This window comes from Pseudomonas abieticivorans (assembly GCF_023509015.1).
GTDB classification, from domain to species: Bacteria; Pseudomonadota; Gammaproteobacteria; order Pseudomonadales; family Pseudomonadaceae; genus Aquipseudomonas; species Aquipseudomonas abieticivorans.
In genome coordinates, this window is record NZ_CP094975.1 from 4,805,216 (window position 1) to 4,825,417 (window position 20,202).

Annotated in this window: 20 protein-coding genes; 11 read left to right on the forward strand and 9 right to left on the reverse strand. The window is 62.6% G+C overall.

Annotated elements, in window-relative coordinates:
• Positions 1–140: 140 nt before the first annotated feature.
• The 3 genes from katG (at position 141) to L9B60_RS22025 (ending at position 4,884) form a co-directional block, all read left to right on the forward strand.
• Positions 141–2,402 (forward strand): catalase/peroxidase HPI, encoded by a 2,262-nt coding sequence (gene katG, locus L9B60_RS22015; protein WP_249673089.1) that lies wholly within the window; start codon positions 141–143, stop codon positions 2,400–2,402.
• Between the two features lie 188 nt (positions 2,403–2,590).
• A complete protein-coding gene (locus tag L9B60_RS22020; protein WP_249673090.1) occupies positions 2,591–4,195 on the forward strand; it encodes a tetratricopeptide repeat-containing response regulator in 1,605 nt (534 codons plus the stop codon).
• Positions 4,192–4,884 carry a sensor histidine kinase gene (locus L9B60_RS22025; RefSeq protein ID WP_249673091.1) on the forward strand — a complete coding sequence of 231 codons (693 nt, stop codon included), beginning with the start codon at positions 4,192–4,194 and terminating at the stop codon, positions 4,882–4,884. The genes L9B60_RS22020 and L9B60_RS22025 overlap by 4 nt, the downstream gene beginning before the upstream one ends.
• A gap of 154 nt (positions 4,885–5,038) precedes the next feature.
• Here the strand turns inward: L9B60_RS22025 and L9B60_RS22030 are convergent, their stop codons facing one another.
• The 5 genes from L9B60_RS22030 to L9B60_RS22050 form a co-directional block, all read right to left on the reverse strand.
• Positions 5,039–5,248, reverse strand: a complete 210-nt coding sequence (locus L9B60_RS22030; RefSeq protein ID WP_249673092.1) for a YXWGXW repeat-containing protein — start codon at positions 5,246–5,248, stop codon at positions 5,039–5,041.
• Between the two features lie 92 nt (positions 5,249–5,340).
• Positions 5,341–5,823, reverse strand: coding sequence for a periplasmic heavy metal sensor (locus L9B60_RS22035; RefSeq protein WP_249673093.1), 483 nt, complete (start codon positions 5,821–5,823; stop codon positions 5,341–5,343).
• Complete coding sequence (locus L9B60_RS22040; RefSeq protein ID WP_249673094.1) at positions 5,820–6,245, reverse strand: hypothetical protein; 426 nt, start codon at positions 6,243–6,245, stop codon at positions 5,820–5,822. Before L9B60_RS22040 ends, L9B60_RS22035 begins: the two co-directional genes overlap by 4 nt.
• Positions 6,242–6,823, reverse strand: coding sequence for an RNA polymerase sigma factor (locus L9B60_RS22045; RefSeq protein ID WP_249673095.1), 582 nt, complete (start codon positions 6,821–6,823; stop codon positions 6,242–6,244). Before L9B60_RS22045 ends, L9B60_RS22040 begins: the two co-directional genes overlap by 4 nt.
• 75 nt (positions 6,824–6,898) lie before the next feature.
• Positions 6,899–7,219, reverse strand: a complete 321-nt coding sequence (locus tag L9B60_RS22050; RefSeq protein WP_249673096.1) for a YXWGXW repeat-containing protein — start codon at positions 7,217–7,219, stop codon at positions 6,899–6,901.
• Positions 7,220–7,400: 181 nt separating this feature from the next.
• On the opposite strand from L9B60_RS22050, the gene L9B60_RS30485 reads away from it, so the two are divergent.
• Positions 7,401–7,532, forward strand: a complete 132-nt coding sequence (locus tag L9B60_RS30485) for a hypothetical protein (protein ID WP_283780523.1) — start codon at positions 7,401–7,403, stop codon at positions 7,530–7,532.
• Positions 7,533–7,680: 148 nt separating this feature from the next.
• Here L9B60_RS30485 and L9B60_RS22055 read toward each other — a convergent pair whose 3' ends face one another.
• Positions 7,681–8,250 carry a GNAT family N-acetyltransferase gene (locus tag L9B60_RS22055; protein ID WP_249673097.1) on the reverse strand — a complete coding sequence of 190 codons (570 nt, stop codon included), beginning with the start codon at positions 8,248–8,250 and terminating at the stop codon, positions 7,681–7,683.
• Positions 8,251–8,411: 161 nt separating this feature from the next.
• On the opposite strand from L9B60_RS22055, the gene L9B60_RS22060 reads away from it, so the two are divergent.
• A complete protein-coding gene (locus L9B60_RS22060; protein ID WP_249673098.1) occupies positions 8,412–11,354 on the forward strand; it encodes a chemotaxis protein CheB in 2,943 nt (980 codons plus the stop codon).
• Positions 11,354–13,228 carry a putative bifunctional diguanylate cyclase/phosphodiesterase gene (locus L9B60_RS22065; RefSeq protein WP_249673099.1) on the forward strand — a complete coding sequence of 625 codons (1,875 nt, stop codon included), beginning with the start codon at positions 11,354–11,356 and terminating at the stop codon, positions 13,226–13,228. The genes L9B60_RS22060 and L9B60_RS22065 overlap by 1 nt, the downstream gene beginning before the upstream one ends.
• Here L9B60_RS22065 and L9B60_RS22070 read toward each other — a convergent pair.
• Positions 13,225–14,202, reverse strand: a complete 978-nt coding sequence (locus tag L9B60_RS22070) for a hypothetical protein (protein ID WP_249673100.1) — start codon at positions 14,200–14,202, stop codon at positions 13,225–13,227. The two genes, L9B60_RS22065 and L9B60_RS22070, sit on opposite strands and share 4 nt — an antisense overlap.
• 204 nt (positions 14,203–14,406) lie before the next feature.
• On the opposite strand from L9B60_RS22070, the gene L9B60_RS22075 reads away from it, so the two are divergent.
• From L9B60_RS22075 to L9B60_RS22085, 3 genes are all read left to right on the forward strand, one after another.
• Positions 14,407–15,891, forward strand: a complete 1,485-nt coding sequence (locus L9B60_RS22075; RefSeq protein WP_249673101.1) for a helix-turn-helix transcriptional regulator — start codon at positions 14,407–14,409, stop codon at positions 15,889–15,891.
• 144 nt (positions 15,892–16,035) lie between these two features.
• Positions 16,036–16,287: a CsbD family protein gene (locus tag L9B60_RS22080; RefSeq protein ID WP_249673102.1), complete on the forward strand. Its 252-nt coding sequence runs from the start codon at positions 16,036–16,038 to the stop codon at positions 16,285–16,287.
• Positions 16,288–16,315: 28 nt separating this feature from the next.
• Positions 16,316–16,582 carry a DUF1652 domain-containing protein gene (locus tag L9B60_RS22085; RefSeq protein ID WP_249673103.1) on the forward strand — a complete coding sequence of 89 codons (267 nt, stop codon included), beginning with the start codon at positions 16,316–16,318 and terminating at the stop codon, positions 16,580–16,582.
• On the opposite strand, the gene L9B60_RS22090 is transcribed toward L9B60_RS22085, so the two are convergent.
• Complete coding sequence (locus tag L9B60_RS22090) at positions 16,575–16,823, reverse strand: hypothetical protein (protein ID WP_249673104.1); 249 nt, start codon at positions 16,821–16,823, stop codon at positions 16,575–16,577. The two genes, L9B60_RS22085 and L9B60_RS22090, sit on opposite strands and share 8 nt — an antisense overlap.
• A gap of 139 nt (positions 16,824–16,962) precedes the next feature.
• Between L9B60_RS22090 and L9B60_RS22095 the strand changes: the two genes are divergently transcribed.
• Complete coding sequence (locus L9B60_RS22095; protein ID WP_249673105.1) at positions 16,963–17,682, forward strand: alpha/beta hydrolase; 720 nt, start codon at positions 16,963–16,965, stop codon at positions 17,680–17,682.
• A gap of 7 nt (positions 17,683–17,689) precedes the next feature.
• On the opposite strand, the gene L9B60_RS22100 is transcribed toward L9B60_RS22095, so the two are convergent.
• The gene (locus L9B60_RS22100; RefSeq protein WP_249673106.1) at positions 17,690–18,178 is read right to left on the reverse strand and encodes a DUF4142 domain-containing protein; all 489 of its coding nucleotides are present in this window, start codon (positions 18,176–18,178) and stop codon (positions 17,690–17,692) included.
• 261 nt (positions 18,179–18,439) lie between these two features.
• Between L9B60_RS22100 and L9B60_RS22105 the strand changes: the two genes are divergently transcribed.
• The gene (locus L9B60_RS22105; RefSeq protein ID WP_249673107.1) at positions 18,440–20,179 is read left to right on the forward strand and encodes a thiamine pyrophosphate-binding protein; all 1,740 of its coding nucleotides are present in this window, start codon (positions 18,440–18,442) and stop codon (positions 20,177–20,179) included.
• Positions 20,180–20,202: the final 23 nt, after the last annotated feature.

Below are 20,202 nucleotides of genomic sequence, written 5' to 3' on the forward strand. Positions count from 1 at the left end.
GCGCCCCGGCAACGTAAAAGACTCTGCCTATCACCCTCTTAAGCTCAGTGTATTAGCCCTCCTTTTAATAGGGGTCTAACCTGTACCCAGCGCTCACGAAGCGCCGCCGATGAGTACCTGACAGGGAGACAACAATAACCATGTCCACAGCATCGAAATGCCCGTTCAACCACGCCGCTGGCGGTGGCACGACAAACCGCGACTGGTGGCCGAACCAACTCAACCTCAAAATTTTGCACCAGCACTCCCCACTTTCCGATCCCATGGGCGAGGGCTTCAACTATGCCGACGCCTACAAGCAACTGGACTTTGCCGCAGTCAAACGCGACCTGCAGGCATTGATGACCCAGTCGCAGGACTGGTGGCCGGCGGACTTCGGCCACTATGGGCCGCTGTTTATCCGCATGGCCTGGCACAGCGCCGGTACCTACCGCACCGGGGACGGTCGCGGTGGTGCAGGGGCCGGGCAGCAGCGCTTTGCGCCGCTCAACAGCTGGCCCGACAACGTCAGCCTGGACAAGGCGCGCCGGTTGATCTGGCCGATTAAGCAAAAGTACGGCCGCAATATCTCCTGGGCCGACCTGATCGTGCTCACCGGCAACGTCGCGCTGGAGTCCATGGGCTTCAAGACCTTCGGTTTCTCCGGTGGCCGCCCCGACGTGTGGGAGCCCGAGGAAGACGTGTACTGGGGCAACGAAAAGACCTGGCTGGGCGGTGACACCCGCTACGGCAAGGACGCCCAACCAGCGGGTGAAGGTGTGCTGGTGGCCGAGCCCGACAAGCACGGCACCGAACAGAGCCGTACCGAGGACGGGCGCATCCTGGAAAACCCGCTCGCCGCCGTGCAGATGGGCCTGATCTACGTGAACCCGGAGGGTCCTGAAGGCAACCCCGACCCGGTCAAGTCGGCCATTGATATCCGCGAGACCTTCGGCCGCATGGCCATGAATGACGAAGAGACCGTGGCGCTGATCGCAGGTGGCCACGCGTTCGGTAAGACCCACGGTGCCGGCCCCGCCGATAACGTGGGCGCCGAGCCTGAAGCCGCTGACATCGAGCAGCAAGGCTTTGGTTGGAAAAACAGTTTTGGCACCGGCGTGGGCAAGGATGCGATCACCAGCGGCCTGGAAGTGACCTGGACCTCGACCCCGACCAAATGGAGCAACGAATACCTGGAAAACCTGTTCGGGTTCGACTGGGAACTGACCAAGAGCCCGGCAGGTGCCCACCAGTGGACGCCGAAAAACGGTGCGGGCGCCGGCAAGATCCCCGATGCCTTCGACCCCGCCAAGCGTCGCGCGCCCTCCATGCTGACCTCTGACCTGGCGCTGCGTTTTGACCCGGCCTACGAGGCCATCTCCCGGCGCTTCCTGGCCAACCCCGAGCAGTTGGCCGACGCCTTCGCCCGGGCCTGGTACAAATTGACCCACCGTGACATGGGCCCGCTGACGCGCTACCTGGGCCCGGAACTGCCGACTGAAGAGCTGCTGTGGCAAGACCCGCTGCCCAAGGTTGACCACGCGTTGGTCGATGATGGCGACGTGGCGGCACTCAAGGCCAAGGTGTTGGCATCGGGCCTGAGCGTTGCGCAACTGGTGTCCACCGCCTGGGCTTCGGCATCCACCTTCCGTGGTTCCGACAAGCGTGGGGGTGCCAACGGCGCGCGTATCCGCTTGGCGCCGCAGAAGGATTGGCCGGTCAACCAGCCTGAGCAATTGGCCCAGGTGCTCAAGACCCTCGAGGGCATTCAAGGCGAATTCAACGGTGCGCAGGCGGGTGGCAAGAAGATCTCGTTGGCAGACCTGATCGTGTTGGCGGGCAGCGCGGGGGTCGAGCAGGCGGCTAAGAACGCCGGGCAGTCGGTCACGGTGCCGTTCACGCCAGGTCGGGTGGATGCCTCGCAGGCGCAAACTGATGTCGAGTCGTTTGGCTTCCTGGAGCCCATCGCCGATGGTTTTCGCAACTACCTCAAGGGCCAGTATAAGGTGTCGGCCGAAGCACTGCTGGTCGACAAGGCGCAGTTGCTGACCCTGACTGCGCCAGAGATGTCGGTGTTGGTGGCTGGCTTGCGCGTGCTGGGCGCCAATGTCGGGCAGAGCGCCCAGGGCGTGTTCACCCAGCGGCCGCAGACCCTGACCAACGACTTCTTCACCCAATTGCTCGACATGGGCACGCAGTGGAATGCCGTTTCGCCGGGCAAGGATGCGTTCGAAGGGCGCGACCGCAAGACCGGAGTCGTCAAAGGCACCGCTACCAGGGTCGACCTGGTGTTCGGCTCCCACGCCCAGCTTCGGGCGATCGCCGAGGTGTACGGCAGCGCGGATGCGCAGCCCAAGTTCGTCAAGGACTTCGTCGCGGCCTGGACCAAAGTGATGAACCTGGACCGTTTTGACCTTGGTTGATTCGCATAATTGACGCTAGCCCCCAGCCTCGACCTGCCCAAACAGATCGGGGCTTTTTTTGGTTGATGGCAAACAGCCATAATTTCCGTGACTCTTTTCCCCTTGGCGCCATCAATGAACAGTCTTTAGAAACCCCATGCCGTGCCGATAACGCTGTATAGCGAAGCCTCTCTCCTGACAGGACACCCATGTTGGCGTACAACCAAAAGAAATTTCTGATCGTCGATGATTTCTCTGACTTCCGCAGTTCGGTCAGGACCATGCTGCGCGATCTGGGCGTCAAGGATGTGGACACCGCCGACACCGGTGAACAGGCCTTGAAAATGTGCGCGCAAAAGCAGTACGACTTCGTGCTGCACGACTTCAACCTGGGGGACGGCAAGAAGAACGGTCAGCATGTGCTCGAAGACCTGATGACCGACAAGCTACTGAGCCACGAGAGTGTGTTCATCATGGTCACGGCCGAAAACAGCCAGGCCATGGTAATGAGTGCGTTGGAGTGGGAGCCCGATGGTTACTTGACCAAGCCGTTCAACCGTGCCGGCCTTGCCCAGCGGCTGGAAAAACTTGTGCAGCGCAAAACCCTGCTCAAGCCCATTCTGCAAGCCCTGGACCGGGGCAAGCCAATGGAAGTGCTGGCGGCCTGTACCCAATTGACCCAGCAAGACGAGCGTTACGCCCCGTTGAGCTTGCGCTATAAGGCCGACGCGCTGCGCGACTTGAACCAGCACGACGCGCTGGAAGCGCTGCTCAAGGGTATTGTTGCCGATCGGCCGACACCCTGGGCCTATCGTGCGTTGGGCAGCCTGTTGTTCAAGCGCAAGAAAATCGCTGAAGCCCAGGGTATCTACGAGCAGGCCCTGAAGACATTCCCCACGTTGCCCGCGCTTTATGACGGCTTGGCCGATGTGTTGGTGGCCCAGGGCGAGCCAAAACGGGCACAAAGCGTGTTGGAAGATGCCGTGCGCTTGTCGCCGCTGGCGGTGCGCAGGCAGAGCCTTTTGGGCAAGTTGGCGCTGGACAACGAGGATTTCGACAGCGCCTCGCGGGCTTACCGGCATGCCGTGTCCCAGGGGCAACACTCGCGCTTCAAAGACCCGGAAACCAACCTCGGTTTCGCCCAGGCGTTGATCAGCAAGAACGATGGCCAGGGCCTGGATGCACGCAGCCGGGTGGAGCTCAACCAGACCCTCAGCGAAGTGGCCAAGGATCATGGCAAGGATGAGGGCCTGCAGGTGCGTACGCGTTTGATGAAGGCCACCAGCCTGCAGCAGTCGGACCCGGAAGCGGCGGCGAAGTTGACCGAAGAGGCCATGAGCCGTCTACAGGGCATGGACGAGTTCCTGAGCGCGGACGCGGCGTTGAAAGTGGCGACCCAGTTGAAAAACCTGGGGCAGGAACAAGCCAGCGTCGGCGTGCTGAAAAGCTGTGCGGAAATTTACGGGGATGACCCGGTGGTGATGAAAAACATCGCCAGCAAGACCGATGACCCCGAGATCCTGGGGGCCAACAAGGTGGCGATGGACCTGAACCTGCAAGGGGTGCGCAGCTACAAGGGCGGCGACATGACCCAGGCCCAGGAGCTGTTCCGCCGGGCCTTCGCGCTGCAACCGAAAAACATCAGTATCGCACTGAACCTGGCGCAGGCGTTGTTGCAGGTCAAGGGTGCACCGCCAAGCGCCGCCGCGCTTGAAGAGTGCCGCGGTTGCCTGCGAATGGTCGGCAAGATGCCCAATACCGATGCGCGCCATGAGCGCTACCAGAAACTGCAGATCAGGGCCTATGGCGCATGAGTGAACAGCAAGCAGGTCTGGATTTCTCCATGGTCATTGCCTCCACCGTGCATGACATGAAGAACGCCCTGGCCACCGTGATGCAGGCTCACGGCCAGTGGCTGGAGCGGTTGCCCGAGGCGCAACGCCATTCGCCGGAGCGCGGGGTCATCGATTATGAGTTCGCGCACCTCAACGGGATGATGGTGCAACTGCTGGGGCTCTACAAGCTGGGCGTCAACCAGTTGCCCTTGCGCCCGGACTACCACGAGATGGACGACTTTATCGAAGCGCAACTGGCGTGGCACCAAGAGGTGTTGGGCAGCCGCGGCATCGTCGCCACCCATGACGTCGACGCTTTTTGCCCGCTGGGTTTTTTCGACCGCGAGCTGATCGGCTCGGTGGTCGCCAACGTGTTGATCAACGCCATTCGTTACGCGCGCCAAGCGATCCATATCACCGTGGGTGAGGAGGGCGGTCAACTGGTACTCAGTATCAACGACGACGGCCCCGGGTACCCGGCGGAACTGATCGAGCGACAGTCCGATTACGTGCAGGGCATCAACCCGGTCAGCGGTAGCACCGGGCTGGGCCTTTACTTCGCCGCGCAAATTGCCGAGCGCCACCAGCGCAACGGCGTGCGGGGGCGGGTGGAACTCACCAACGGTGGCGGACTGGGTGGTGGGAATTTCAGGCTTTATCTGCCTTGATTATTGATCGAATGGACGCTGCGTTCGTGTAGTTAACACCCTAGGCACCTGCACGCTGGTTTTGTGCACCCTGTAGGGAACCCGCAGTGCGTCATCGGCGATGACGAGTTCCCTGGCGTCGGGAGTCATCCCACACTGTAGGCCATCGGTCGCCTTAATAACGCCAATGCCCCGGCAGCCACACCCATTGCCCACGCTCCCAGCGGTAGTGCCCCTGCACCCAGCGGTAACCCGGCGCTGGCGCGACCGGCACCACCTCCACCAAAGGGGGCGGCCGGCGCGGGTGCACCGGTTCCACGACACACCCTGCCAGCGCGCTGGCGATCAGGGTGGCGACAAGCGTTGCCTTGATAATGCTGGGCATTGCGTGATTCCTTGCATAACTCTTAGCCAGCGCCTGTTTGGCGGGCTTGCAAGGGTTAAACGCAGTAGCCGGAAAAATCCGTCGCGGTAATATTACGGCTGTTTGGCACCGTTGCCTTGCCCGCGGAAGTACATGGACTCGGCCAGTTTTTGCCGTTCATCCTGGGGCAGGGTGCTGGCAAATTCGGCCAGGGTGTTGTCCACGTGCATGCGCAGGCCGCTGTCGGCTTCGCGGGCGCGGCCCAGGTCGGCTTCCAAGGCATTACGGTCCAGCGTACTGGCCTGCAATTGGCGCATCACCCCCAGGCGCGCCTCGCGGCCCGCCAGAATCAGCGGCTGGCTTTCATTGCGGGTCTGGCGGATCAGTTTGCGCAGCTCATGGCGCCGGGCCTCGGGCAGTTGCGCGAGCACCTGGCGCAGGCCGCGCTGGTTCACCGCCGGCCCTGCTGCGGCAGGCATGGGCTTGGGTTGGCCCCACCATTGGTACAGGCCGCCACCGACGCTGCCGATCAGGAACACGTTGAGCAGCAGCGAGACCACCAAGAAGGTTTTCAGGTGTTTTGACGGGGCGCTCATTGCTCGCTTTCCTCGGCGTTCAAGTTGAAGACGATGTCGGCATCACCCTGGTCCAGGATGCTGGGCAGGGCGTCGGCCGCATGCGGCAGGGGTAAGCTCAAGGAGGCCACCAGCATGCCGGCGGCGATGCCGGCCAACCCTGCGCCGACGAAGCCTGCGCGTGATAGCCAATGGGTCCAAAAGGAAGGGCTCGGGCTCAGCTCTGCCGACGCCGCGATCTGCCGGGCCAGGCCAGGGGCTGGGCTGGCCACGCGGTGGCTGTCCAGCCAGCCGTCCAGCCAGCGAGCTTGGCGCAGGGCGTCGAGTGCCTGTTTATCGCCCTGGTCAAGCAAAGCCTGCGCGGGGCTGCGCTCCACGCGCGGCCAGTGGTGCAGGTCGGCGCCATAGGCTTCGGCGAGCTGGGCAAATCGATCAGGTGTCATGGTCTTCCCCTTCCTAGGTCGGCTTCGCCGCGAGCACCGGCGAGGTAGCTGCGCAAGTTGCGCCGGGCCCGTGCGAGCAGGCTTTCCAGCGCATCGACGCTGATGTCCATCAAGGCGGCGGCCTCGATGTTCGACAGTTCCTGGTAGTACTGCAACACAATGGCTTCACGCTGTCGGTCGGGCAGCGAAGCCAGCGCCTGGGCCATCAACTCACTCTGGGCGGCGGCCTCCAGTTGCTCTTCCGGGCGCGGCGCCGGGTCGACCGGCTCGGCCGGCTGTTCGTCCTGCGCCAGCAAACGCTCGCGGCGGCGACGCAAATGGTCGTAGCACAGGTTGAGCGCCACGCGGTGCAGCCAGGTGTCGAACCGCGCCTGGCCGGTGCGCCAGTTCGCTGCCTGTTTCCAAATACGTAAAAAGCTTTCCTGGGCCACGTCACGGGCCTCGTCGGCATCGCCCAACAGGCGGCTGGCCAGGGCCAGCAGGCGCGGCAACTTGCGCGACACCATTTCATTGACTGCCGCCGGTTCGTTGTTGCCGATGCGGGCCAGCAGGTCTGCGTCCGGGTCAGGTTCGTTCAATAGGTGGCTTCCACAAGCGATGGCAAGGTGCCAGGTATAAGCCTGCGCGGGTATACGGCCCGCGCAGGCCGGCCATCAGCGCACCCAATGCCCTTCAACCCAGCGCCAGTTAGGGCCGCGGGCCTGCCAGTGGCCAGGCGCCCAACGCGCGCCGTGCATCACCGGTTGCCAGTGGCCGGGCACCCAGCCGTAGCCCCGGCCTTCCCAGCGCCAGTGGCCACGGTCCCAGGCATAGCCGGGGCGCTCGGCCGGGATCATTTCAGCACGCATGGGCGGTGGGGCCTGCTGGATGATGACTTCGGTCTGGGCAAAGGACGGCATGCTCGCCAGCGAAGCGAGCGCGAATGGGATGAGCAGGGCGAGGCGTAATTTGGCCACTTTGGCGAACAGTCTCATGACAACTCCTTCAGGCGTGCGTTCGACGGTGAACGCTGCTGATGGGTTCAACGATAGGTGCCGGATAAATCCGTCGCGAGAAAATGATTTTTTTCGCGACGGAATTTCCTGGCGGTGCCCGTTCAATGAATAACCGCCCAGCACTGGCGGTCTCGTTAAGAGTAACCATGAGGAAGACCCCATGTTCCGTCGACTTGCATTGCTGATCCCCGTTGTCGCCATGCTGACCCTCAACGGCTGCATCATCCTGCCAGGGCATCGTGACCATTGCTGCTGGCGGTATGACGCTTACGGGCACTCCTATAATCGCTAAGGTGTGGCGGGTTTTGAAAAATATACGCTTGCGAATCCTTTACATTCATTTCACGCGCTTTTCACGCTTGGGCGCGCACTGTGAAGTCACTCCTTTGTGATGATTCCCGTTAGCCCGCCACGTTGCGGGCTTCTTTTTGCCTGCTGTTTCAGCGCAGGCGCGCCAACAGCCCGGCCTTCACCTGTGGCCATTCGTCATCGATCACGCTGAAACGCACTGAGTTGCGCTTGCGCCCGTCGGGCATGATCCGTTCGTGGCGCACGATGCCTTCCTGTTGGGCTCCCAGGCGCAAGATAGCGGCGCGCGACCTGGCGTTGATCTCGTCGGTGGTGAACTGCACCCGTACGCAATTGAGGTGCTCGAAGGCATGGCACAGCATCAGGTACTTTGCCTCGGTGTTGACGAAGCTGCGTTGCCAGCGCGTGGCAATCCAGGTACTGCCGATTTCCAATTTGCGGTTTTGCCGGTCGACCTTCCAGAACCGCGTGGAGCCGATGACTTCGCCCGTGTCCTTCAATACCGTGACGTAGGGCATCACGCTGCCGGCTTCGCGACCACTCAGCGCCGTGCGCAGGTAGCCGTTCACCGTCTCGGGGCCAGGAACCACGGTGAAGGGAAGGTTCCATAGCTGGCCATCACTGGCGGCAGCCACCAGTGCCTGGGCGTCGGCGTATTCAAGGGGGCGCAGCAGCAGGCGTGGGCCTTCGAGGGTGTCCATGGCGTAGGGTGAGGCTCTTGGCAGGGAAGGTAGGGGTGTGGCGATGATACAAGAGCGCCCTTTGCCTGGCAGCATCAACCATGGCCTGCCACCCTCAGGCAACGCCAGGCAGGTAAATGGCTTGGAGGGGCGCTGTGAAGCCGCTACGATGAAGGTGCGCCATGAGCCTTTCCCTCCCCATCGGCGCTACAGGATATACCGTGAGCTCGAACCCTCCTCCTGAACCCGGCAGCGCTGGCGCCCGCGACTGCGCGTTGGTCGGCATTGGCGCCTCTGCCGGTGGCCTTGAGGCCCTGGAGTGCTTCTTGCGCAACATGCCCGCGGACTCGGGGCTGGCCTTTGCCGTGGTCCAGCACCTGGACCCCGATCACGCCAGCCTGTTGAGCGACATTCTTGCCCGGGCCACGACCATGACAGTCGTCGAGGCTGTTGACCGCATGCCCGTGCAGCCCAATTGCGTGTACGTGATCGCACCGAACGTCGACATGACGCTGGACCAGGGCTCCCTGCGCCTGCATCCGTTGCCACAATCGCGGGCGCAGCGCCTGCCGATCAACCGCTTCCTGACGTCACTGGCCCAACAGCAGGGCCAGCGTGCGGTGGGCATCATACTGTCGGGCACTGGGGCGGACGGCACCCTGGGCTGCCGGTCGATTCTCGACCACGGGGGGCAGACCCTGGTGCAAACGCCCGAGGACGCCGCCTACGATGGCATGCCCACCAGCGTTATCCAGGCAGGCAATGCCAGCCAAGTGCTGGCGGTGCAGGACATGCCCAAGGCATTGGCGTTGCCGCGCAAGCAGGCTGGCGGCGCACTGCCGGTGGCCGCCTTCAGCGAGATACTGCAGCACCTGCGCAATGCCACGGGGCATGATTTTACCCAGTACAAAAAAAGCACCATTGCCAGGCGCATCGAACGGCGCATGCTGCTGCAACAGGCCAATGACGAGGCGCACTACGCCGAGCACTTGCGTTTGCACCCCGAGGAAGTGCAGTTGCTGTTCAGTGAATTACTGATCAACGTGACCCAGTTCATGCGCGACCCCGAGGCGTTCGCGGTGATGAAGGCACAGGTGCTGCCGGGACTGTTGGCCGATAAACCCCCGGGGTATGTATTCAGGGTGTGGGTAGCAGGCTGCGCGAGTGGCGAGGAAGCCTACTCGGTGGCCATCTTGCTGCATGAATGGCTGGAACAAGCCGACCACAGTGTTGTGGTGCAGTTCTTCGCCACCGATCTGGACGATGACGCCATCAGCACTGCCCGTGCTGGCCTTTACCCGGACAGCATTGCCCAAGACCTGTCCCCCGAGCGCCTGGCGCGTTATTTCAACCGCGAAGAGACGGGCTACCGGGTGCGCAAGGAAATCCGCGAGATGATCGTGTTTGCCGTGCAGAACGTGATCAAGGACCCGCCGTTCACCCGCCTTGACCTGCTGTGCTGCCGCAACCTGATGATTTACCTGGGGTCGCAATTGCAGCATCGGCTGGTGCCGACCTTCCACTACGCGCTCAAGCCCGAAGGCGTGTTGTTCCTGTCGCCTTCCGAAAGCGTTGGCAGTCATGGCGCGCTGTTTACCGCGTTGCATCGCAAGTGGAAGTTCTACCAGGCCATCAAAACGCCTGCCTCCAAATCCTTGACCTTGAACAGCAGCCTGTCGTGGGTGCCGGAACGGGTCAGCAGAACCCCGGACCACCCCATCAAAATGACCAAGGAATTGAACGTTGCCGAGCTGACTCGGCGCCTGTTGATGCAGGATTTTGTACCGGCCTCGGTCGTCACCGACCTGCAGGGCCATATCGTCTATATACACGGTGACACCGGCAATTACCTGCGCCCTGCGCCGGGCCAAGCCACCTTGAACGTGGTCGAAATGGCCCGTGAAGGCCTGCAACTGGACCTTCGCGGAGCCTTGCACCAAGCGGCGGCCACTGGCGAGGCGACGTTGGGCCGCGAGGTCACGATCACCGGTAATGACCAGGTCCGCCGCGTGAGCCTTAGCGTCCGGCGCCTGGCCGACGGTGCCCAGAACGAGCGCCTGCTGCTGATCAGCTTCCAGGAGTTGGCGCAAGAGGCGCCAACCGCCATTGCGCGCAAAACTGCCCGGCCGTCGGTAGCGCTGACCGCCGAACGGATCAAGGCCCTGGAGCGCGACCTGGCCTACACCCGCGAAAACCTTCAGGCCAGCATCGATGAGTTGCAGGACGCCAACGAGGAACTCAGCTCGACCAACGAAGAGGTGCAGTCCACCAACGAAGAGCTGCAATCGTCGAACGAGGAGCTGGAGACTTCCCGGGAAGAGTTGCAATCGGTCAACGAAGAGCTGGTCACCGTCAATGCCGAACTGCAGGCCAAGATCGAACAATTGGGCGACATGCAGAACGATATGAAGAATCTGCTCGACAGCATCAATATCGGAACTATCTTTCTTGATGCGCAACTGGCCATCCGCCGCTTCACCCGCGACGCGGTCAAAATCTATCGGTTGATCGCCAAGGATGTCGGGCGGCCCCTGGCCGATATCACCTCCTGCCTTGAGGGCGATGAACTGCTGGTGCCGGCGCAGTCGGTGCTAGATACGTTGATCCCCCACGAGGTGGAGGTGTGCACGGTTTCCGGCGACTGGTACCTGGCGCGGATACAGCCCTACCGAACATTGGATAACGTTATTGATGGCGTGGTGCTGACGTTCCACGACATCAATGCCCGGGTGGCCAATGATCAGGCGATCCAGGCGGCGCACGACTTGGCGCAGGCGATCGTCGACACGGTCATCGAGCCATTGCTGGTGCTGGACGACAAGCTGGTGGTGGTGTCCGCCAGCCGGTCCTATTTCAATGATTTTCGCACGGTCGCCAGCCAGACCTTGGGCCGTACGCTGTATGAGCTGGGCAGCCGCCAATGGGACATTCCGGCGTTACGGGTAAAACTGGGGACGATTTTGCAGGGCAACACCAGTTTCGATGGGTTTGTGGTCGAACAGGATCTACCCGGCGTGGGGCTGCGAACCCTTACCCTCAATGCCCGGCGTGTCACAGGGAAGGGTGCTCGTCCGCACCTGATATTACTGGCCATGCAAAATCAGCCGAGCAGCACGAGGCCTTGATGACGATACCGCCCCCGAGCGATGCGCAATCCTTGCGAACAGAGGCCGAGCGGATCATCGACGAAAGCCTGACGCTCAGGCAGACGGGGTTGTTGCACGAATTGCATGTTCACCAGATCGAACTGGACATGCAAAACGAGACACTGCGTCAGACGCAGATCGACCTGGAAGTTTCCCGCGACCTTTACCTGGACTTGTACGAGCACGCGCCAGTGGGTTACCTGACATTGTCGACCAGTGGCATGATCCAGGCGGTCAACCTGACTGGCGCGGCCTTGCTCGGCATGGACCGCGAGCGCCTGCTGGGGCGACGCTTCAGCACGCGGGTACAGGCCAGCGAAGGTGATCGCTGGCAAGACGTGTTTCGTCGGGCCTGCAATGACCTTGCCCACCATCAGGCCGATCTGACGCTGTTGCGTGGCGATGGCACGCCGTTGGCCGTGCGCCTGGATTGCCGACGGCATGATTCGGCCGCCAGCCAAGCCGTCCGCGTGACGCTGTCGGACATCACCGAGCTGCGTGAGCATCAGCGGCAACTGGAATACATTGCCCATTACGATGCGTTGACCCATCTGCCCAACCGGGTGCTGCTTGCCGAACGCATGCAGCAGGCCATGAGCGTGGCGTTGCAGCGCAACAATCTGTTGGCTATTGCCTACCTGGACCTGGACGGCTTCAAGGCCGTCAACGACGTGCATGGCCACGAAACCGGTGATCGGGTGCTGGCAGCCGTGGCTGCGCGCATGAAGCACACCTTGCGCTGCGATTGCACCTTGTCGCGCCTGGGCGGCGATGAATTCGTGGTGATGATGGTCGATCTGGAGCAGCTCAGTGACACTCAACCGATGCTCGAGCGCCTGTTGGTCGCCGCCGGTGAGCCGGTTCAGGTCGGCGGTGTGAGCGTCGACATCTCGGCCAGCATCGGCGTCAGTTACTTTCCCCAACCGGCCGAGATCAGCGCTGACCAATTGCTGCGCCAGGCCGATCAGGCGATGTACCAGGCAAAGCTTGAGGGCAAGAACCGTTTCCACGTTTTCGATGCCCTGCGTGATTTGCACCTGCGTGGCCGCAACGCCCGGCTGGACAGGCTTGACCGGGCGCTGCGCGACGACGAGTTCGTGCTGTATTACCAGCCTAAGGTCAACCTGCGCAGCGGTGCAGTGGTGGGCTGCGAAGCACTGATTCGTTGGCAGCACCCGGAAAAAGGCCTGATCGCCCCCGAGGGCTTTTTGCCGTTGACCGAGGGCAATCGACTGTCGGAGGTCATTGGCGATTGGGTGATCGACAGCGCCCTGGGGCAAATGGCGGCCTGGCTGCGCGAAGGGGTGCGCATGCCAGTGAGTGTGAACGTCGGTGCGCGTCAGTTGCAGCAGTTGGACTTTGTCAGCCGCTTGAGTGGGCACCTGTCTCGTCATCCGAGTGTGATGCCGGGCATGTTGATGATAGAGATTCTCGAAACCAGCGCGCTGGAGGACATGGACGGCGTGTCGCGCACCATCAATGCGTGTGCCGCGCTGGGGGTACGCTTTGCGCTGGATGATTTCGGCACCGGCTACTCGTCGCTCACCTACCTCAAGCGTTTGCCCGTGGCGCAGTTGAAAATCGACCAGACCTTTGTGCAAGACATGCTCGCCGATACTGAGGACCAATCCATTTTGCAGGCAATTTTGGGCTTGGCGGCTGCGTTTGGCCGCGAGGTGATTGCCGAGGGCGTCAACAGTGCCGACCACGGCAAGCGCCTGCTGCAACTGGGGTGTGAGGTGGTACAGGGGTTCGGCATTGCCGAGCCGATGCCGGCAGCGCTGTTGCCACGCTGGGTCGTGGCCTGGCAGGCGGCCCCCGCGTGGCAGCCCACCTGCCCGACGTTGCGTTAGCTGGCGACGATGACCCGTGGGGCGCGAGACGACAGGGCGATGCGGCCAATGAAAAAGCTCAGCGCTGCGCCCACCAACAGCATGACCAGGGTGGCCCACGCGGCGTGTGACAGTTGCGCGGCGGCCACTTGCGCGGCTTCACGGGCTTTCTGTTCGGCCTGCTGCTTGAGCTCGTTCACCTTCTGCACGGCCTGCGCATAGGCTTGCGCGTAGTTTTCCACGATCTGGCTCGCCTCGGCCTGGCTCTTGCCGGTACGTGCGGCCACGATGTTGACCAGTGCTTGCTTGTCGGCAGCGTTAAGCGCGGGCTCGCCGGCCATCCTCACGCGTTCGAACCACTGCTTGAGCGCGTCGCCCGCTTGCAGGGGGTTGCTGGCGACGTCGGTTGCCGTCTGTTTGCCGTCGCCGCTGGCCTGATCGGCTTTCTGGTCAAGTTGCGCAGGGTCAAGCTCCGTTTTGCCGGTTTGCTTGAGCAGGGTGTCGAGTTGCCCTTGCAGGTTATCCCAGTCCAGGCTGATGCCTTGCTCGTTCAATTTTTGCTTGAGCTGCGTGCCAATGCCCGGTGCCGCGGCGGCCACCCCATCGCCTGCCATGGACAGGCCCTTGCCGACCACGTTACCGGCCACGCCGGCGACGCCTGAAGCCAGCGATGCCAGCAGGTAGGTGGTCAGCAGGGTGGTCAGCGTCCAGCTCAGCACGCCGTGCAAGCCACCGCGCTCAGGCGCCGTGCGGCCTGCCACGAACGCGCCGGCGGCGAGGGCGATGGCGCTGGAAACAAAGATCCAGATACCGGCGCCGGTGCCAAAGCCACTCAACGGGTTGCCCTGTTGCATCGGGTTCACTGCGCTGGCGCCAATGGCGGTGCCCAGCACACTGAGGGTCAGGTAGGTCACCAGGGCAATGGCACTGCCGGCCAGCACTGAACCCCAGGACAGGCGATAGCCCAATGTGGTTTTTTCATAGACTGTGGTCATGATCGATTCCCTTAACGTGCGCAGTGGCGCACTGACACCGACAGTCTGCCCAGTGCCCGGGCTAACCGTCGCGGCACAATTGCACTAGGCCAGCCGGTGCATTCGCACCCTGCGGTGTGCACGCGCACTGCACTATCCTGCTTCAAAAGCGTCCTATGCCAGAGGCTGCCTAACGCCAGCAGCGCCGTAATTTCAGGAGTCATAATGAGCCAGGCCGTCCTTGCCACCGAAACCAATCGCCGCCAGTTGCAAGAGATCATCGCCGGGTTGTCCGACGGCGTGATCCTGCTGGAAATCGACCAAACCATTCTCTGGGCCAACGAAGCGGCGTTGGCCATGCATGGCGTGGCCGATATCGCAGGCCTGGGTGCCAACGCCGAGGAGTACCGCCAGCGCTTTGCCCTGCGTTACCGCAACAATCACCCCTTGACGGCCGACCAGTACCCCATCAGCCGCGTGGCCGGCGGCGACACGTTCAGCGATGTGGTGGTCGAGGTCACCGACGGTGATGAGCGCGCCTGGGTGCACCGGGTGCGCAGCATGGTGCTCACCGACCGCAACGGTGACGCCGAGTCGTTGGTGCTGATCCTGGCGGACGCCACCGAGTGGGCCAGCGCCGAGCAGCGCTTTGAAAAAACCTTCAACGCCAACCCCGCGCCGGCGGTGATTTGCCGCCTTAACGACTTGCGCTACATCAAGGTCAACCAGGGCTTTCTGGAAATGACCGGGTATTCGCGTGAGCAGGTCATCGGCCGCTCGGTGTACGAAGTGGACGTGCTGGAGGACGCCGAGCGCAAGGATTTAGCCATAGAACGCCTGAACCAGGGCTCGACCATTCCGCAGATGCAGGCCGAGCTGAAGCTGCCCGATGGCGGCAGCAAGCTGGTGATCGTCGCCGGCCAGCCGTTGGACATCAACGGCGAGGACTGCATGCTGTTTTCCTTCATGGACCTTGAGCCCCGTCGCAAGGCCGAGGTTGCCTTGCGCCAGAGCGAGGAGCGCTTTGCCAAGGCCTTCCGCCTGACGCCAGTGCCCACCTTAGTGTGCAGCGCCGATCGCCAGCATGTCGTGGAGGTCAACGAGGCGTTTCTCGACACCACCGGCTTTACTTCAGAGGAAGTGATCGGGCGGTCGGTGGCCGAGATCGGGTTTATCGAAGGCACGTCTACCTGCCAGCAATTGTTCGGCACCTTGGAAGCTGCCGGCAACCTTCACGGGATGGACGTGCAGGTGCGCAAGAAGGGCGCCGAACTGATCGACTGCGTGCTCTCGGCCGACACCTGCACCATCCAGGGGGTGGCTTGTTATTTGTTGGTGCTGATGAACATCACCGAGCGCAAACGCTCGGAGTTGGAACTGGTATCGGCCATCGAGGAGGTGATGCGCGATGCTTCCTGGTTCAGCCAGACCCTGATCGAGAAACTCGCCAACGTCAAAAGCGCCAATGCCTCCAATCACCCGGCCACCGCCTTTACCGACCTCACGGTGCGCGAGCGCGAAGTGCTGGGCTTGATCTGCGAAGGCTTGGCCGACAAGGAAATCGCCGGCCGCCTGGGCCTCGCGCCCAATACCATTCGCAACCACGTGGCCACGGTGTATTCCAAGCTTGCGGTGCACAGCCGCAGTGAAGCGATTGTGTGGGCGCGTGAGCGCGGGTTGTTCGCCGGAGAGCGGCGCGTGGGGCGTTAGCGACCTGCCTGGCCGCATTCGAGTCCACTGAAACGAGCGCACGGCAGTGCAAATGCACTAGTACACTTCGTGCAAATGCAGCTTACCGCGCGCGGTTCGGTTTCCTATTCTGGGCTCACATCTTGAGCGAAGAAGGAAACCAGCATGAGAACCGAAGAAATCAAAGGTGCCGTTCAGAAAGTTGCCGGCAAGGCCCAAGGCGCGTTGGGCGACTTGACCGGCGATTCGCAACTGCAGATGGAAGGCCAGGCCCGTGAGGCAGCCGGGCAGTTGCAGCAGTCCTATGGCGAGGTACTGGACACCGTCGGCGACTTCGTCAAACGTCGCCCCCTGGCCAGTGTTGCCATCGGCGCCGGTGTGTTGCTGGTGCTGCGCCGCCTGTTGCGCCATTCCTGATGGCATGTCGCTGAAGGAGAGCCTGCCCGTGCTTTCTCTTTTCCAAGTGCGCCAATTGATCGAGCTAGGATTTGCCCCGCTGGCCTGCGACAGCAGCGTGCAACCGGGCCATTTGCTGACCGTGAAAGTCTACGAACCCGACTCGGGGCGCGTCGACCTGATCGTCACCGGCATCGCCTTGCACCGTCTTGCCAACAGGGAGGCGGTGCAGGCGTTGATCGACGAACTGCGCGATGAACTCTCCGGCAATACCTTTGCCGGCCAGCAACGCCAGGCCGATACCGGCCTTACCTGATCGGTTTGCCCGGCCCGCCCGATGCCTGGTCCCACGGCATCGGCTGGCCGGCGCGCACCCGTGCGCTCAGCGCACGCAGGTACACCAGTGGCTCGCCGTCGGAGTGGGCATGGCTTTGCTCGTCCACCCAGGTCATCACCTGCTGGCGATCGAGGGAGGGGCGAATGTGCAGCATTTCCTTGATCAGGCGTTCACAGTGCTGGGAATAGGCGATGACGCTGGAAAACAGGTGACTGGCCATGAAAAAATACCTGCATTGACGGGTCGAAAGCACTCACGCCTGAGCGAAAAGGGCATGGGCCAACACTGCCTGTGTGGATACCTTCCTGCAAGCCCCCCGCGTGTTAGGCTGCAGGTAAATGTTCAGTTGGAGTACCCCCATGCGCAAGTGGCTTGCCCTGTTTGTCTGCCTGTTTGCCGGCACCGCCCAGGCCCAATTCAGCCTGCAACATGATCTGCCGCTTAGTTACATGGAGCAGGCGCATCCGGACAGCCAGCAGCAACCGCTGGTGATTTTCCTGCATGGGTATGGCAGCAACGAACTGGACCTGTTCAGCCTCAAGGACTACTTCCCGGCCAACTACACCTACCTCTCGGTGCGCGCGCCGATGACCGTGCCCGGGGGCGGTTACCAGTGGTTCGGCAAGGGCGCCAACCCGGGTGAGTACGACGCCAAGCCTGCAGACGTCGCCAAGAGCGAAAAGCTGATCATGGACTTCGTCACCGCCGCCGCGCAGAAATACCGCACCACGCCGGGCAAGGTGGTCCTGGTGGGCTTCAGCCAGGGCGCCATCATGGGCTATGACGTGGCCTTGCATCACCCTGACGCGGTGGGTGGGGTGGCCATCCTCAGCGGCAAGATGCTGCCCGCATTGCGCGCCGAAGTGAAACCGGGCAAGCCACTGACCGTGCCCGCCCTGTTCATCGGCCACGGCACGGCGGACAATCGCCTGCCCTATGCCTCGGCGACCCAGGCGCAAAAGCTGCTGCAGAGCGTGTCGGTGACGCCGCAGTTCCACGCCTATCAAGGCCTGGGGCATTCGATCAACGAGGCGGAGATCAATGACCTGAAGGCGTGGTTGGAAAGCCTGAACGGTTGAGCTGCGTTTACTTCTTGTAGGTCTTGAGCAACCGCTGCGCCATCTTCAGGTGGCGGTTCACCGTGGGCAGGTTTTCCAGGGCGTAGGCCTTGAGCTCCGGCACGTCACTGGAATTGGCTTCGTCCTTGAACAGCTCGGCCACCGCGGTTTGCACTTGCACCTGGTTGGCGGCATAGGAGGCTTCCCAGCTCTTGCCGGCAATCGGCTTCATCGGCTTGACCTTGCCCGCCAACGCCGCTTCGGCCGGCACCTGGATATTGAGTTTTTGCCCCAGCTGCGCCAACTGCTCATTGATGATGGTGTGGTCCTTGATCATCACGTTGGCGTAGGTCTTCACATCGTCATAACCGGTTTTGGCCAGCGCCTGCTTACTGGCCTCCACTTGCCCGACGCCGGCGGCGCTGGCGCGGTCGATGAAGTCGTTGGCGCTGGCGGCGCAGGCAGTGGTGGCCAACAGCAAAGCCAGGCTCAGGCGGGCGAGGGTGGGTTTGATCATGGCGCGGGGTTCTCGGCAATAAGGGGGGCGCACGCGCCCAAATGTGCGCTATGAGAATACCTTTAAACGGGCGGCACAAATGAAGCTTTGTTCAGCTGCAGCGCGGCAGCCCTGGTGCAGGCCATGCGTCAAAGTGCGTCGCTTTTGGCGGCCTTGCGAAATTGAGCACCGCTAACCCGCAGCGAATACTCGGGACCAACGGCAAGCGCGCCAAGCCCCCCATGGGCGTGACGCGCAGCCTTCGTCTGATTGGAGTTCACTGTGAAGCTCACCGGCGGCCAGATCGTAGCAAGAGCCCTCAAGGCACATGGCGTGCAGTACGTCGCTGGCATCCCGGGTTACGGGTCTTGGGCGATGGTCGACGCCTTGCTGGCCCCTGGTAGCGAGATACCCTTTATCCAGGTGATGCAGGAGCAAAGCTCGGTGCACATGGCCGACGGTTACTACCGTGCGTGCGGGCGGCCGATGGCGGCGCTGCTGCCCACGGCGGTAGGTGTGTCCAAGGCCCTGGGCGGCTTGGCCACGGCGTTTGCAGACTCAACGGCGGTACTGGTGGTCAGCGGTGGGCAATTGTCGCACCTGCCGCAACCCCAGTGCGCCGACACCGCTCACCGAGGCCAGTACACCGCCCGGCCTTGTGGTGTCAGCAAGGCCCAACTGCAGGCCAATGCCATCGATCAATTGCCCAGCACCTTGCACCGTGCCTTCAGCACGATGCTCAGTGGGCGCCCGGGCCCTGTGAGTGTCGAGGTGCCGATTAACGTGCAGGTCGGTACTGCCCAGGTGCGTTTCGACCCGCCCAATACCCGTATGCCTTCAGGTCGCGCCCGCGCCGAAAAAGGCCAGATAGAGCGTGCCCTGCAGTGTTTGCGCCGAGCACGACGGCCCTTGATCCTGGCGGGTGGTGGCGTGATCGCTAGTGAAGCCTCGCAGGAACTCACAGCCTTGGCCTGCGCCCTTGGCGCGCCGGTGGTCACAACCTGCAACGGCAAGGGGGCTATCGCCGAGGACCACCCCTTGAGCGCCGGCCCGATCGGCCGGCTCGGCAGCCCTTGTGCCAATCAGTTGCTGGGCACGGCCGACGTGGTACTGGCGGTGGGCAGCCGGCTGGCCACCACCCTGCAGCAAGGCGGGGATGGCGGGGCCGTATCGGCATTGGCTCATGCCCAACTGATCCAGGTGGATGTGGACGCTGACGAGATCGGTCGCAACCACCGCGTCGAAGTGGGTATCAGCGCCGATGCACGCTCAGTGTTGGCGGACTTGGCCGCCGGGCTGACCCCTGCGTGTTCCCGCCAGATTGCACGTGACCGTAAGGCTTACCTGAAAGAAGTCAGTGGGCTGATCGAGCAATGGGAGGCTCGCCTGTCGCTGGATCGCAGCGACGACGCCTTGCCCTTTATCGTGCAGCGGCCATTGGCCGAGTTGCGCCAAGTGTTGGAGCGCGACGCCATCGTGGTGGTCGGTTCAGGCAGTGTCCAAGCCGCCGTGCGGCAAATGTTCCCGGTGTACCTGCCGCGCACCCACCTGTGCTCCGGTAGCTTCGGCTCACTGGGTTGGGCGGTACCGGCGGCCATCGGCGCGAAGCTGGCGATGCCGGCCCGCCAGGTGGTGTGCATCGTGGGTGATGGTGACTTCCTGCAGTCGATGCAGGAAATGGCCGTGTGCGTCATGCACACCATTCCCGTGGTGTTCCTGGTGTTCAACAACAGCGGCTACGTGGCGCTGCGCGATGCGCAGTCGCAGGTGTTTGGCCGCCACCTGGGCTGCGAATTCAACTTGCCGGATGGCAAACCCTATTCCCCGGAATTTGCCGAGATCGCCCGGCATTTCGGCCTGCAGGCCTGGCGCGTGGAGCATGCCTCGCAGCTGGCTGCCACCCTGCACAAGGCCGTCAACAGCAAAGGCCCGGCGCTGGTGGAGTTCATCACCACGCGCGGCAATACGGGCGCGGTCGAGCAGGGCAACCTGCACTTTCCGGCGCCCGTCTACGACCAGTAAACGGCTGGCAAGCCCTTAAAAAA

What these genes read in the sequence shown, in the direction of transcription:
- katG (WP_249673089.1), top strand. Translation starts at nt 141, where the DNA reads ATGTCCACAGCATCGAAATGCCCGTTCAACCACGCCGCTGGCGGTGGC.
- L9B60_RS22020 (WP_249673090.1), top strand. Translation starts at nt 2,591, where the DNA reads ATGTTGGCGTACAACCAAAAGAAATTTCTGATCGTCGATGATTTCTCT.
- L9B60_RS22025 (WP_249673091.1), top strand. Translation starts at nt 4,192, where the DNA reads ATGAGTGAACAGCAAGCAGGTCTGGATTTCTCCATGGTCATTGCCTCC.
- L9B60_RS22030 (WP_249673092.1), bottom strand. Translation starts at nt 5,248, where the DNA reads ATGCCCAGCATTATCAAGGCAACGCTTGTCGCCACCCTGATCGCCAGC.
- L9B60_RS22035 (WP_249673093.1), bottom strand. Translation starts at nt 5,823, where the DNA reads ATGAGCGCCCCGTCAAAACACCTGAAAACCTTCTTGGTGGTCTCGCTG.
- L9B60_RS22040 (WP_249673094.1), bottom strand. Translation starts at nt 6,245, where the DNA reads ATGACACCTGATCGATTTGCCCAGCTCGCCGAAGCCTATGGCGCCGAC.
- L9B60_RS22050 (WP_249673096.1), bottom strand. Translation starts at nt 7,219, where the DNA reads ATGAGACTGTTCGCCAAAGTGGCCAAATTACGCCTCGCCCTGCTCATC.
- L9B60_RS30485 (WP_283780523.1), top strand. Translation starts at nt 7,401, where the DNA reads ATGTTCCGTCGACTTGCATTGCTGATCCCCGTTGTCGCCATGCTGACC.
- L9B60_RS22055 (WP_249673097.1), bottom strand. Translation starts at nt 8,250, where the DNA reads ATGGACACCCTCGAAGGCCCACGCCTGCTGCTGCGCCCCCTTGAATAC.
- L9B60_RS22060 (WP_249673098.1), top strand. Translation starts at nt 8,412, where the DNA reads ATGAGCCTTTCCCTCCCCATCGGCGCTACAGGATATACCGTGAGCTCG.
- L9B60_RS22065 (WP_249673099.1), top strand. Translation starts at nt 11,354, where the DNA reads ATGACGATACCGCCCCCGAGCGATGCGCAATCCTTGCGAACAGAGGCC.
- L9B60_RS22070 (WP_249673100.1), bottom strand. Translation starts at nt 14,202, where the DNA reads ATGACCACAGTCTATGAAAAAACCACATTGGGCTATCGCCTGTCCTGG.
- L9B60_RS22075 (WP_249673101.1), top strand. Translation starts at nt 14,407, where the DNA reads ATGAGCCAGGCCGTCCTTGCCACCGAAACCAATCGCCGCCAGTTGCAA.
- L9B60_RS22080 (WP_249673102.1), top strand. Translation starts at nt 16,036, where the DNA reads ATGAGAACCGAAGAAATCAAAGGTGCCGTTCAGAAAGTTGCCGGCAAG.
- L9B60_RS22090 (WP_249673104.1), bottom strand. Translation starts at nt 16,823, where the DNA reads ATGGCCAGTCACCTGTTTTCCAGCGTCATCGCCTATTCCCAGCACTGT.
- L9B60_RS22095 (WP_249673105.1), top strand. Translation starts at nt 16,963, where the DNA reads ATGCGCAAGTGGCTTGCCCTGTTTGTCTGCCTGTTTGCCGGCACCGCC.
- L9B60_RS22100 (WP_249673106.1), bottom strand. Translation starts at nt 18,178, where the DNA reads ATGATCAAACCCACCCTCGCCCGCCTGAGCCTGGCTTTGCTGTTGGCC.